Raw genomic sequence first — 13625 nt, 5'->3', positions numbered from 1 at the left:
ACACACACACACACACACATTCGAGCGACCGCTCACATCTTATAATTTACACGCGCGATGCGCGCGTAATATACAAAAATATTTCTTTTAAACAAAGGGTATACAAGAAGTTTTTCAAGAACTTCTTGTATACCCTTTTTGTGTGGATGCCTACGCGAATTAAGGCGGGAATAACCAACGAAACAAACAATAAAGTATAATATATATAAGGTAATGAAAAGAAAAACAAATGGTAAGCGGGCCTACACGACACCCGCATGCAGTATTATTGCCGTGCCCATGGAAAGTTTGCTGCTGGGCGAAAGTCCGAGAGTACATCCCGGACAAGGCGGCGGTATCACCGAACACGAGTCAGAACATCGCGATGGCGAGTATGATGAAGAAGGCGACGAAGAGTTGCCATAGTGTGGAAACAGCGCTCTATTGTGAAGCATAAAACAACAGAAAAAGAACGGAAGATGAATCATTATGTAATTAAACGCTTTTTTGCATGCCCTTGTCGAAAGGCTGCATGGACTTTTGTGGTGCTGGCAACTTTGACAACAACGGCCTGCGTTGACGAAGATAACGCGGCGGGAAATGGAAAGAAAGGCGTTTCGGATGCCGTGCGCTTCAATGTCACCGATGGTCAGGCAGAAGCCTCGGCCAAGCGAGCTGCAGGCCTCACACGCTCGATTATGCCCGAACCCGTAGCCGCTTCGGTCTTCGAAACCAAAGTGTTGCCTACCGACAACCCTGATTATCAAGTGGTGCAAACCACTGTTGAGGGCGTAAACCCCGTTACTCCCACACCAGGCACACGTGCTGTTGTGGCATGGACGCGTGGCCGTTTCTCCTCATCGGGCATGAATGGAACAGCACGAACAGCCATGACCAACCAATGGTTTGACTGCGAACCCACGCAAGGCGACGGAACACTCGACAACCTTCACCGCTGGACATGGCAAAAGCCATGGGGACGTTTCTTCGCCGTTTATCCCGAAGTGACCAGTTCCTACAGCAAGATAGCGCTCTCGCCAGCAGGCCATCTGCCTACACCTTATGTGGATTTTGAAGTCGAGGCCAACGTGCAAAACATGAAGGACTTGATGATTGCACGATCAAACGATGCGCAATATGTGTCTCAGGGCGATGCACCAGCCACGAGTTTGCAATTTCAACACGCCCTCACAGCTGTGAAATTCTCGGTGGGCGACAACCTTTCGTTGGGCACCATCACCAAGATTGAAATCACAGGTGCGCTCAGTAAAGGTCGCTACACCATGTCGGATATGCCCATAGCACAAGGCACATGGGCTTATTCCTCCACCGATCGTTCACAAGTTAACAGCCTCGATGGCGTGAGCATTGCCGTGTCGCAGACCCCTAATGCAGCCATTGCAGGCACCGATGGTCGCAACTACACGTTCTACATGCTGCCCCAACAGCTGGACGGGCAAAACGTGAAGGCGATGATTTACTACACCACACCCGACAACAAGAAGCATAAACTCACCATTCGTCTCAAAGGACAATGGGAAGCCGGCACCACCAGTGAATATAAACTCTCGCAAAGCAACTCTAATTGGCAGTATCACTTCACAGTGCCCGAGACCAGCTTAGAGTTTGCTTACAATGAAGCTACACCAAAACCTTTCCACGTAATCAGCTGGCGTGAAAATGGAACGATTAAACAACCCGTAGCTTGGAAGGTGACGAAAATGGAGGCAATGAACCCCGATACAGAGCAATGGGAAGATTTAAATATGACTCGTCCTGCATGGCTCACCAATTTAATCATACAAGGATTGGGCGATGCCAATGGTGCGGCTCAGGCTTGCAACACCACGGTTCAGCCCGAAGCGCTTATCGATAAAAAAGCCATTTATAACCAAGAATTGAAAGCAGCACCCGAAGTGGGAAGCCCAACGAGGTATTGGAACTTGGCCAACCCCATTGATGGTGGCGACCTTAACATTGAGACAGCCAACTGCTATGTTATCTCTGCACCAGGCTATTATCGCATACCTTTAGCTTATGGTAATGGTGTGAAAGCCAGCACGGGTGTAGAAGGACTCAATGGTACCAGTGTCAACAAATTCTCTTATCTCTATAATGGTGTGCGTCCATTCCCTGCCGTTCCTGCAAAGTTGGCAGTGATGGAGCATCTTGTCGACCACGAGGATAAACTCATCACGAGTCCTTACATCAACGAGCAGATGGCACCCTCCACATTATATCCCTCAAGAGCCACCACACCCGTGACGCAAGCACATTATTCATGGAGCGACATTCTCCCCAGCCCCATTGAAGGCAATGCGAGTGAACCTAATGGCGCATTCACCATTCAAGGCTCGGGCAAAAACATGTTCATCGCTTTCCACGTGACACGCGAGAACATTCAAAGTGGCAATGTTACCATCAATGTTTGTAACGTTGGCAACACAACCATGTGGTCCTATCATTTGTGGTTTGCACAAAAGAAAGATGTGCAGCCAGTCATCGTTAAGCTCCACTCTGGCGCTTATTATAAAATCATGCGTCGCGCGCTGGGCAACCGCTATGTGGACTGGCGTGAGACCAGCTACCTGGACGACCGCAAAGTGCGTCTCACTCTCAAACCCAACATAGGAAACGCCAGCCAACCCAGTGTGGCCTATGTCACCATCACACACAAGGCCGAAATCATTCGCGACTTCAGCCCCATGCTTTATCAGTTTGGCCGTAAAGACCCCTTCCCTGGGCACGGACAATATGTAACATGGAATGCTTCCAATGCTTATGGGGGTCGAACAGTGGGCTTTGGTGCACTCTTCCCATGGGTGATGTTCCCGATGGTTAACAGTGCTGCAGGTACGGGGAATGAATGGGGATGGACGAAGGATACGTCTTATCTTAACCTGTGGTCGATGAATAACTGTGAGGCCTCATTCAATGGCAACGAGGTGATAAAGACCATCTACGACCCTTGTCCTGCAGGTTTCGAAATGCCCACATCGCTGGCCTTCACCGGCTTTACCACAACGGGTGAAAATTCAAACACGCCATCCGAATACAATGTGCGCCGCTATCGAGGCTGGCACAATGGCTGGTTCTTCAAAACAGCCGATGCACAAACACCGTTGCTCTTTATCGGCGCAACGGGAGCTTTGGATCACTCTTCGGGTAACTTTGTACCAGCTGCACAAGGCACCTATTGGACCGCTATTCCATTGAGTGGCAACACGGGCTGTGACTTCGTCATCACCGAAAATTTCATTATGCCTAAAGGCAACGACCATGCTTCGATGGCTTATGCCATTTGGCCAGCCTACGAGCGTCCCAACAAGCATGGCGCTACCAACGAACGCATGCAAAGTGGCGGTGTCATTCGCTGGTAAGACACATGCGCCATAAAATTATCAATGATTAAATCATTCTTAACAATGAAAAGAAGTTTTAGTTTAATAATCTCGTTTGCTGTGGCAGCGCTACTCTTGGTAGCCTGCAACAGCGACGATAACTTGCCTGTTGACAAGACCGAAGTAGGCAAGATTGACAAATCGAAATATACAACACTCACCACGGTAAATGATGGGATGACACGCTCACACTACATCATCAACCATACACTCAACAACGGTGCCGATGTTTGGTGGCAACCCGGCGACAAATTGTGGCTCTATATCTTGGACAACCTGCGCATCGGCAGTGTCACAAGTAACCTCACGACAGGTTCGCCCACAGCCGAATTCTATTTCACCTACGACTTCGATCAGCCACAGTATAAAGTGAACTATTTAGGCAACCAAAATAGCACCGATGGTTATTTCGTAACGTTTGGTGAATATCAATGGCAATATCCACCCAACAACACCGACCACCTGCAGAATGTGGGCGACTGCGCCGAAGGGACGGCTACACGCATAGTGCAAGGACAATATACTGTGCGCATGCACCGCTTGCCTGCCTACCTCTGTATCATGCCCTATTGTTCTGACCCCGATCTCCGCACAGGCGCTATCCTCAAGAGCGTAACCATTACGGCCGACAACGCCTTGCGCGGGAAGTTTGATGTGGGTCGCTATGGTCTCTTCGACAGAACCCACGCCCAAGGCTTAGGCAATAACATCAACATGGTGCTCAATGGAGGCAATGGTTTCTCGGTTGACAATGCCACGGAAGACCAAAACCGCAATGCTATCTTCACGGTGATGTTGCCAGGCTGGCACGTGCTCACGTTGACCTTCGATTTCACGTCGCCCAAAATCCCTGGACAGACGCTGCGAGCTGTTAAAACACTCAACAACATCGACTATCATCCCAACACAATGACCGACATCGTGGCCGACGTGGCCAATTATTATAATGCTGACAACAACTTGATTGGCGATGGCGGAACGATTGCATTTTCGAAGAAACAAACAGGTGTCACAGTGCGTACACACAAAAATTGGGAAACATTGTTCAACAAAGAAAGTAAATAATATATGAAAAGAAATATAGGTTTATGGGCTACTGCCGCATTACTCTTTTGCAGTTGTGCCAACGATGTAAGTGACAGCGTCACCCAGCCAATCGATGAGAGCCAATACACCACCTTCATGGCACGCGATGGTGGTCTCACACGAAATCCATATATATGGGATAACAACAACAACACTTGGACGCCTCACTGGCAGCAAGACGACCGCTTATGGCTCCACGTCTCTGAAAATGATCGCGTGGGCAGCATCGGCAACAACATTGCAGCAGGTGCAGTGGTACAGCAAGCTAAGTTCTATTTCCCTGCAGGCTACAATAATGCCACCTATGGCGTGCACTATTTGGGTCACTCCTCACGCACTGATGGCCGTTATGTCACCATCAATCCCTCACAGTGGCAAGGCTATCCCTACAACAACGACCACATTCGCTACGTGGGCGATTGTGCCTTTGGTGTAGCCTATCGCAATGCAGCCAAGGCAGGCGTCTACGATGTAAAGTTCACCCGCTTGCCTGCTTATCTCTGCATCATGCCCTATTGCTCCGACGAGTCAATACGTAATGGTGCGATGTTAAAGATGGTACGCATCTATTCTAACAACGCCATCACAGGCAAGTTTGACATCGCCATGCATGGCCTCGATACCAGCTTCGGCAGCGACTTAGGCACCTACATTGAATCAGGATTAGGCGTGGGCAATACAGGGTTCCCCGTGAACAACGCCGCTATCAATAAGCCCTTAAATGCCATCTTCATCGTACTGGTTCCCGGTATTCATAATCTCGTACTCGAAATGAATATCACTACATCGAAAGGCGACTTCCGTGCCGTTCGCGTATTGGGGAATTATGACTATAAACCCAACACCATGACCAACATTGTAGCCGATGTAGCCAACTATTATAACAGCAACAACGAAAATATTGGTGCCGGTGGAAGTGTGGCAACGGCTAAAAAAGGTACAGGAGTAGAAGTGGAAACTGATAAGCAATGGGATGGTTCATTTAATCAATAAAACGACAAGACAATGAAAAGAAACATATTTTTAATGGTGGCAGCAGCAGTTTCCATCATGCTGTTGGGCAGTTGCAATAGCGAGGTGGCCGACGATGCCAACGCAAGCGTAGCGAAAATTGATACCACACACTGCACCACCTTTGTGATTAAAGAGACGCCAACCACACGCGTATCCATCACGGGGCATGTACCCAATGGTGGTGCCGTGGTGAACTGGATTCCCGATGATAAACTTTGGTTGCGCACACCTGCCGATGCACGCATTGGCAGTATGGGCAACAACCTCACGGGCGTATCGCCCTGGGCAAAGTTCTATTTCCCTGCTGGTTACAACGATGCCACCTATCAAGTGAACTATTTGGGGCATACCACGCGCACCGATGGCCGACATGTCACCATCCATCCGTCGCAATGGCAAGGCGTACCCAACAACACCGACCATTTGCAATATGTGGGCGACTGTGCCGAGGGCGTGGCCTATCGCGATGCCAACAAAGCCGGTATCTATAATCTCAGCTTGCGCCATCTTCCCGCCTATCTCTGCATTCTGCCCTATTGCAACAATGAAGTCATCCGTCCTGGCGCAAAGGTTACCAAAATCGTCGTACGTTCTGATAATGCCATCACGGGCACGTTTGATGTGGCGGCAAGTAAATTCGCAGCAGGCACCAACTTAGGCACACAGATTGAGAACGCCCTCAATGGAGGCAATGGTTTCTCATTAGAAAACAATGTCCCCAACCAAGCCCTCAATGCCGCTTACTTTGTGATTATGCCAGGAGTGCACACATTGTCGATTGATTATTATTACACATCGCCACAGATGGCTTTGCCGATGAAGTTTACCAAGAAAATGGCTGCACGCGATTATCGTGCGAACACTATGACTGATATTTATGCCAACCTAAATGCGATGAATTTTGGTGTAAAGTATTACATGTGGGATGCTATCGATGATGTTTATGCAGGCGTACCACAGTATATTGGAGCGCCGCTTGACAAACCAACCAGCAATACCGACTCCCGTTGGTATAATGAGCTTGGTGGCTATCAGGTAGCACAACATTCTGCAAAATCGGCACCCAATATTGCACAAGCATCATGGTATACAACTGCTACAACATTTATTGATAGGCTCACGCCTTGGACGATCAATGGTGAACAAGGATATGGTGGAATGTGGATAAAAAAACTGTCAGCAATAGCCGGACAGCATCATGTCAGCCTTGACTATATGGCTGTAAAGGATCAGAATGGCAGAAATGCCGCAGAGTATGCAGCATCACATGGTACAGGAACTATATATTCTAGTATCAGCAATGCCCAGATAGCCAAGTGGGAAGATCAAAGTACTTTTGTGTGGCAGGATGAATATGGTGATAAATATTATGAGAGTGTTAGCAATTATTTTTTCCTACCGGGAGCAGGTAATTCCCCTTGGGGTAGTGATAATAAATATAGAGGGGCACATTATTGGGACAACCGTGGTATATATGGTGGCAATCGAGACTGCTCTTACTGGTTATCAAGTGGACAAGGAGGCGATGCTTATATACTATCTTTCTTGTTGCCGGAAACAAGTGAGTATAAATCACCATTAATTATTAAGAAGGCCGCAAAGAATACGCTTCTACCCGTGATGTATCCCGTACAATAGCATAGCATGCTAAATAATAATAACTCAAGGCGCCACAACGAAATCTGTGGCGCCTTTGTTTATAGTTGCAGCGCCTTAGATTCTTTCACGGACGTGCACGCTCTATTTGCCCCTTACGTCACGCCAGTCATGCGCACAAGACAACCCCATCATGGTAATGGCATACCACATCGTTTAGTGGAAGCTATCAAACGTGCAATCGCGCCGAGATTGACAGGTTAGCAACAGATGGGCAATGCCTCTGCCAACCACCCAAACGCAGAAATGTGTTCGGGAGAAGGCTCTACCGGCATATTCAAACGAAAAGAAATGGGAAATGGGCAATTTTTGTGGGCATGTTTCAGTTTTGTGTGCGAAAAATCGTACTTTTATGAGGTTTGTTGTAATCGACCAGAGGAAATATCTCTCAACGACAATCTTTTGCAAAAGGAAGTAATAGGCACGACTGTTAGCAAACAATTCTCATGATGTTTTATTCTATAAGGTGTTTTCAAACATAGAAATGCAGATTTTCGGCAAGAATGTCCCGTGCATATCAAGAAAATTATGTAAGTTTGCAGCTATGCAAGAAGTAACGAAGCAAGAGCAGCCGCGGTGGAATGGCATACTTGTGGAGGTGTTTTCCACCTTTATCTCGTTTTGTACGCGTCATCAGTTGCGCTATTTTTGCGCGGGTGGGACGGCTATTGGTGCCGTGCGCCATCAAGGAATGATACCTTGGGATGATGATATTGACGTGTGCATGCCGCGTCCCGACTACGAAAGGTTCAGGCAATTGTGGCATGAGCAGCCTGTGGAGGACTATGAGTTGATAGGGCCTGAAAGCGATGATGCCTATCCACTACCTTCGCTTAAGTTGTGCAATGCGCACACGACGCTCGTCGAATTTGCCGAGATTCCGTGCCTGACGGGGCTGTATATCGACATTTTTCCTGTGGATGGCGCGCCTAACGATGACGCTGAGGCCCTGCAGTTGCTGCGTCGTTATCAGCGGCTAAAAAACCGGTTGAGCGCCATCAGCCATCACTATTCGTTTGCTAAATACATGGGGTTGTTGGCTCAGCCGCAGCAATGGGGGCAGTTTTGTTACAAGACGATAGGTTTTCTGTGGCGGAAAGGCTATCGCCAACGGTTGCTCAAGCAGATGAGTGCCATCAGCAGCAGCTATGCTTTCGACCATGGTGAGCGCGTGGTGGTGTATGCGGGTTCGTATGGGGCGCGTGAAATCTTTCCCAAATCATGGGTTGAAACGCAGATTATGGGCACGTTTGAAGGGCTGCAAGTGGCGCTGCCCCAATGCACAGACGCTTATCTGAGCCACTATTTCGGCGACTACATGCAGTTGCCACCCGAGGCAGAACGTGTGGCCAAGCACGCCAAAGCCTATTTTAATTTGAATGAGCGCAAGTCGTTCGCAGAAGTAAAACATCAAATAAAGTAACATGAATTATGCATTATTGATTGCCGGCGGCAGCGGAAACCGCATGGGACAAGAGATTCCCAAACAGTTTATACACGTGGACGATTGTCCGATTATTGTGCACACGATGAAGGCTTTTGAGCGCCATCCCGACATTGAAGCCATTGCAGTGGTGTGTTTGGAAGGTTGGGAAACGGTGTTGCGCTCGTATGCCAACCAGTTTTCGATTACCAAACTGCGGTGGATTTTCAAAGGCGGCGAAACGGGGATGGAGTCGATTCACAACGGCATCTATGGGCTGAAGGCCGAGGGATGCAACGACGATGACCTCATTCTGGTGCACGATGGTGTGCGCCCGTTGGTGTCGCAAGACATCATTTCGTCGAACATTGCCACGTGTAAACGCTTCGGCAACGCCATCACGGGCATTCAATGTCGGGAGGCCATCTTGGTGAGCGACGACGGTTTCAACGCCGAAAAAAGTATTCCGCGCGACAAACTCATTCGCACCCAAACGCCCCACACTTTCCCTTTGGGCGAGCTTCTTGCTGCACACGAGGCCGCCAAGCAACGCGGCATCACCAATTCGGTGGCCACATGCACGTTGATGGCCGAACTGGGTGGCCACAAGATGTATATCGTTCCGGGATCGGAGCGCAACATTAAAATCACAACTGTTGAGGATTTGGAGATTTTAAAGGCGCTGATGCACACGCAGAAAGACACATGGTTGAAATGAAAAGCTATGCGGAAGACTTGCGCGCCATCGCTCAGGAGCCGTTGCCCTGGGCGCAGATAGCGGGCAAATCGGTGTTGGTGGCCGGTGCGACGGGCTTGGTTGGGGCTGCCCTTGTAGAAGCATTATTGGCCTTGCCCGTGCCCATTGAGGTATATGCAGCGGGGAGGAATGCTGAGCGGGCTGCGGCATGGTTTGCGGCTTATGCCGACAACCCACGGTTCCATTTCGTGCAGATGGACGTGTGTCAGCCCATCCAGGGCGCACAGCCCTTCGACTATATCCTCGATACGGCCAGCAGTGCCAATCCAAAAAGCTTTGCCACACAGCCTGTGGAGGTGATGCTTTCGAACTTCGAAGGTGTGAGAAACCTGTTGGACTATGGGCTGCTTCACGGCATGCAACGCTTTCTCTACGTGTCGACGGGCGAGATTTATGGCGAGGGAGCGGGGAACTTCTCCGAGCATGACAGTGGCTATGTGGACTGCGCCACGCCACGCGCATGCTATCCTTCGGCCAAACGTGCGGCCGAGAGCTTGTGCGTGGCTTATGCTGCCGAACACCGAGCCGACGTGGTTATCGCACGCCTCTGCCATGTTTATGGACCGCGTTTCACCGAGCACGACAACCGCGTCTACGCCCAATTCCTACGCAACATCGCGGCCGGCAACAACCTGGTTTTAAAGAGCTCGGGGCAGCAGTTGCGCTCTTGGTGCTACGTGGTCGATGCCGTTCGCGCCCTGCTCTATGTGCTGTTGAAGGGCGAACGCGCAGCAGCCTATAACGTGGCCGACCCCAACTCGGTGTTCACCATCCGCCAGCTGGCCGACACCTTGGCCGCGTTGAGTGGGAAACGCGTGGTGATGGCCGAAGCATCGGCAACCGAAAAGCAAGGTGGCACACCCATCACCTTAGCCACTTTCAACACCGAAAAGCTACAAAGTCTGGGCTTCACGATTGAGGGAACATGGCAGGAAAAACTGCAAAAGACGCTCGAAGCCTATATCCGTTAGCCGAATGTCTCCGTTTCGGTTGACGCTAATATAAAGTTATGCCAGCACTTCCCCGTTTCGGTTGACACGAGCATAAGGTTATGCCAGCACTTCCCCGTTTCGGTTGACGCAAGCATAAGGTTATGCTAACCATTCCTTGTTCCGGTTGATGAAAGCATAAGGTTATGCCAGCACTTCCCTGTTTCAGTTGATGTGAGCATAAGGTTATGCCAGCACTTCCCCGTTTCGGTTGATGCGAGCATAAGGTTATGACAGCACTTCCCCATTTCGGTTGACGCGAGCATAAGGTTATGCTAACCATTCCCCAAATCGGATGAAGGTGTCCGGAGCTTCGGACTATCGTTCCCCAAATCGAATTATCGTTCACGGGCCTTCTGACAAGTCCATTCGCGTTAAACTATCTAAAAACAAGGCCCACTAACGATTAATTTGATAACTTCGTGGCATTGACAAACAAATAACGAACCTTAAAACAGAGATTTTATAATGACAATTCCAACCGTTTTTTGGCTTGTGCCGATAGCATCTGTGACAAGCCTGTGTATGGCGTGGTACTTCTTCCGCCAAATGATGAAAGAAGAAGAGGGTAATGAACGCATGATTGAGATTGCCTCGCATGTCAGGAAGGGCGCGATGGCCTATCTCAAGCAGCAATACAAAGTGGTGGGTGCGGTGTTCGTCGTGCTCGCTGTGCTGTTTGCCTTCATGGCCTATTACTTGAAGATACAAAATCCCTGGGTGCCCGTGGCTTTCCTCACCGGCGGTTTCTTCTCGGCTTTGGCCGGTTTCTTTGGCATGAAGACCGCCACCTATGCTTCGGCACGCACGGCCAATGCTGCACGTAAGGGCTTGGACAAGGGGTTGAAAGTGGCCTTTCGCAGCGGCGCCGTCATGGGGCTCGTGGTGGTAGGCTTAGGTTTGTTGGACATCGCGCTGTGGTTTTTCATCCTCAACGCCGTCTATGCCGACTCGCCCTTGGCACTTGTAACCATCACCACCACGATGCTCACCTTCGGCATGGGCGCATCGACGCAGGCGCTGTTTGCACGTGTTGGCGGCGGCATCTATACCAAAGCGGCCGACGTGGGCGCTGACTTGGTGGGCAAGGTGGAAGCCGATATTCCCGAAGACGACCCGCGCAACCCCGCCACCATCGCCGACAATGTGGGCGACAACGTGGGCGACGTAGCCGGCATGGGCGCCGACCTCTACGAGAGCTATTGCGGCAGCATCCTCTCCACCGCCGCCTTAGGTGCCACGGCCTTCGCGCTGTCGCCCGACCTTCAGCTGCGTGCCGTCATTGCACCGATGCTCATTGCCGCCGTGGGCATCTTCCTTTCGCTCATCGGCATCTTCTTGGTGCGCACCAAGGAAGGCGCTTCGATGAAAGACCTTCTGCGCGCCTTGGGCATGGGCACCAACGTCAGTGCAGCGCTCATCGCCGTGGCCTCGTTTGCCATCCTCTATCTGTTGGGTATGAGCAACTGGCTGGGCTTGGCGTTCTCGGTTCTGACCGGCTTGGTGGCCGGCGTCATCATCGGGCAGGCCACCGAATATTACACCTCGCAGAGCTACCGTCCCACCCAACGCATCGCCGAAGCCAGCCAGACAGGTGCCGCCACAGTGCTCATCAAAGGTTTGGGCACCGGCATGATCTCCACCTGCATCCCCGTGCTCGTCATTGCCATAGCCATCATGCTGAGCTATCTTTTTGCCAACGGATTTAATTTGGACATGCGCGCCGATGCTATTGCCACCGGTCTCTATGGCATTGGCATTGCCGCCGTGGGCATGCTCTCAACCCTCGGCATCACCTTGGCTACCGACGCCTATGGACCGATTGCCGACAATGCCGGCGGCAATGCCGAGATGAGCGGTTTGGGCGAGGAAGTGCGCCATCGCACCGACGCTTTGGATGCCTTGGGCAACACCACCGCCGCCACCGGTAAAGGTTTCGCCATCGGCAGCGCGGCCCTCACGGCCTTAGCCCTGCTGGCATCGTATATCGAAGAAATCAAGATGGCCATGGTGCGTGCCATGGAGAAGGGGCAGACCTTCATCGACATGGCCGGCCAAGCGTTTGATCCCCACACGGCCACCATGCCCGACTTCATGGCCTATTTTCAAGTCAACCTCATGAATCCACGCGTGCTCATCGGCGTGTTTATCGGTGCAATGGCGGCCTTCCTCTTCTGCGGTCTGACCATGGGTGCCGTGGCCCGCGCCGCACAAGCCATGGTTGAAGAGGTGAGGAGGCAATTCAACGAAATCAAAGGCATCCTGTCGCATGAGGCGGAACCCGATTACGGCCGTTGCGTAGAAATCTCCACCCGCAGCGCACAAGCCGAGATGATTGTGCCCGGCCTGCTCGCCATTGCCATCCCCATCGTGGTGGGCATGCTGCTCGGCGTGGCCGGCATCTTGGGTCTGCTGGCCGGCAGTTTAGCCACCGGGTTCACCTTAGCCGTGTTCATGGCCAACGCCGGCGGTGCATGGGACAATGCCAAAAAGATGGTCGAAGAGGGGCACTTCGGCGGCAAAGGTTCGCCCTGTCACAAGGCCACCGTCGTGGGCGACACCGTGGGCGACCCCTTTAAAGACACCTCGGGGCCCAGTCTCAACATTCTCATCAAACTCATGTCGATGGTGAGCATTGTGATGGCCGGCCTCACCATCGCTTTCCTATAAAAGCTGGCACAAGCCCCGTTGCAAACCATGAAAGGCGTTCGAACGATGTTCGGGCGCCTTTTTCTATCAACAGGCAGCGACACATTTGCCGGCGCAAAAGCGAAGTCGTTTGCCCCCTCGGCTCCACCTTATTCCATATACGATAGGTTGGTTTTAACCATCACATGCACCCTCCCTTCGTCAAAAAAAAACGAGTTTTTTCTGCACCGGAGGCTCGCGCGTCAAAAAAAAATGGATTTTTTCTGCACCCGAGGGTCAAGCGTCAAAAAAAAATGAGTTTTTTCTGCGCCCGAGGGTCGAGCGTCAAAAAAAAATGGATTTTTTCTGCGCCGGAGGGTCAAGCGTCAAAAAAAAATGAGTTTTTTCTGCGCCGGAGGGTTGCAAGTCCAAAAATAATGAATTTTTTCTGCGCCGCAGGGTTGCAAGTCAAAAAAAAATGGATTTTTTCTGCGCCGCAGGGTTGCAAGTCCAAAAATAATGGATTTTTTCTGCGCCGCAGGGTTGCAAGTCCAAAAATAATGGATTTTTTCTGCGCCGCAGGGTTGCAAGTCCAAAAATAATGGATTTTTTCTGCGCCGCAGGGTTGCAAGTCAAAAAATAATGGATTTTTCTGCGCCGCAGGGTTGCATGTCCAAAAATAATGGATTTTT

Annotated in this window: 10 protein-coding genes; 9 read left to right on the top strand and 1 reads right to left on the bottom strand. The window is 50.8% G+C overall.

The features are described 5' to 3' along the window. The first annotated feature begins 213 nt into the window (after positions 1-213). The 9 genes from HMPREF9431_RS10900 to HMPREF9431_RS10860 all read left to right on the top strand — a co-directional run bounded on the left by HMPREF9431_RS10900 (position 214) and on the right by HMPREF9431_RS10860 (position 12975). Positions 214-405: a hypothetical protein gene (locus tag HMPREF9431_RS10900; protein ID WP_004381355.1), complete on the top strand. Its 192-nt coding sequence runs from the start codon at positions 214-216 to the stop codon at positions 403-405. Between the two features lie 53 nt (positions 406-458). Then, a complete protein-coding gene (locus HMPREF9431_RS10895; protein ID WP_004381354.1) occupies positions 459-3359 on the top strand; it encodes a fimbrillin family protein in 2901 nt (966 codons plus the stop codon). 45 nt (positions 3360-3404) lie between these two features. Beyond that, positions 3405-4445, top strand: coding sequence for a hypothetical protein (locus HMPREF9431_RS10890; RefSeq protein ID WP_004381353.1), 1041 nt, complete (start codon positions 3405-3407; stop codon positions 4443-4445). Positions 4446-4448: 3 nt separating this feature from the next. Further along, positions 4449-5459: a hypothetical protein gene (locus tag HMPREF9431_RS10885; protein WP_004381352.1), complete on the top strand. Its 1011-nt coding sequence runs from the start codon at positions 4449-4451 to the stop codon at positions 5457-5459. Between the two features lie 12 nt (positions 5460-5471). Further along, positions 5472-7118 carry a hypothetical protein gene (locus HMPREF9431_RS10880; RefSeq protein ID WP_004381351.1) on the top strand — a complete coding sequence of 549 codons (1647 nt, stop codon included), beginning with the start codon at positions 5472-5474 and terminating at the stop codon, positions 7116-7118. Positions 7119-7680: 562 nt separating this feature from the next. Continuing rightward, on the top strand, positions 7681-8559 hold the full coding sequence (locus HMPREF9431_RS10875) for a LicD family protein (RefSeq protein WP_004381350.1): 879 nt from the start codon (positions 7681-7683) through the stop codon (positions 8557-8559). Between the two features lies 1 nt (position 8560). Beyond that, entirely contained in the window at positions 8561-9277 is a 717-nt protein-coding gene (locus HMPREF9431_RS10870) for an IspD/TarI family cytidylyltransferase (protein ID WP_004381349.1), read from the top strand. Then, complete coding sequence (locus HMPREF9431_RS10865) at positions 9274-10287, top strand: NAD-dependent epimerase/dehydratase family protein (RefSeq protein ID WP_004381348.1); 1014 nt, start codon at positions 9274-9276, stop codon at positions 10285-10287. Before HMPREF9431_RS10870 ends, HMPREF9431_RS10865 begins: the two co-directional genes overlap by 4 nt. A gap of 486 nt (positions 10288-10773) precedes the next feature. After that, the gene (locus HMPREF9431_RS10860) at positions 10774-12975 is read left to right on the top strand and encodes a sodium-translocating pyrophosphatase (RefSeq protein WP_004381347.1); all 2202 of its coding nucleotides are present in this window, start codon (positions 10774-10776) and stop codon (positions 12973-12975) included. Between the two features lie 337 nt (positions 12976-13312). On the opposite strand, the gene HMPREF9431_RS13295 is transcribed toward HMPREF9431_RS10860, so the two are convergent. After that, positions 13313-13625 (bottom strand): hypothetical protein (locus tag HMPREF9431_RS13295; RefSeq protein WP_196794596.1); only part of this gene is annotated, 313 nt, incomplete at its 5' end.

It is taken from the genome of Segatella oulorum F0390, assembly GCF_000224615.1.
In the GTDB taxonomy this organism is placed as follows: Bacteria; Bacteroidota; Bacteroidia; order Bacteroidales; family Bacteroidaceae; genus Prevotella; species Prevotella oulorum.
This window is presented reverse-complemented; position numbering and strand designations above follow the sequence as displayed.

What these genes read in the sequence shown, in the direction of transcription:
- HMPREF9431_RS10880 (WP_004381351.1), top strand. Translation starts at nt 5,472, where the DNA reads ATGAAAAGAAACATATTTTTAATGGTGGCAGCAGCAGTTTCCATCATG.
- HMPREF9431_RS10885 (WP_004381352.1), top strand. Translation starts at nt 4,449, where the DNA reads ATGAAAAGAAATATAGGTTTATGGGCTACTGCCGCATTACTCTTTTGC.
- HMPREF9431_RS10860 (WP_004381347.1), top strand. Translation starts at nt 10,774, where the DNA reads ATGACAATTCCAACCGTTTTTTGGCTTGTGCCGATAGCATCTGTGACA.
- HMPREF9431_RS10900 (WP_004381355.1), top strand. Translation starts at nt 214, where the DNA reads ATGAAAAGAAAAACAAATGGTAAGCGGGCCTACACGACACCCGCATGC.
- HMPREF9431_RS10890 (WP_004381353.1), top strand. Translation starts at nt 3,405, where the DNA reads ATGAAAAGAAGTTTTAGTTTAATAATCTCGTTTGCTGTGGCAGCGCTA.
- HMPREF9431_RS10865 (WP_004381348.1), top strand. Translation starts at nt 9,274, where the DNA reads ATGAAAAGCTATGCGGAAGACTTGCGCGCCATCGCTCAGGAGCCGTTG.
- HMPREF9431_RS10870 (WP_004381349.1), top strand. Translation starts at nt 8,561, where the DNA reads ATGAATTATGCATTATTGATTGCCGGCGGCAGCGGAAACCGCATGGGA.
- HMPREF9431_RS10875 (WP_004381350.1), top strand. Translation starts at nt 7,681, where the DNA reads ATGCAAGAAGTAACGAAGCAAGAGCAGCCGCGGTGGAATGGCATACTT.
- HMPREF9431_RS10895 (WP_004381354.1), top strand. Translation starts at nt 459, where the DNA reads ATGAATCATTATGTAATTAAACGCTTTTTTGCATGCCCTTGTCGAAAG.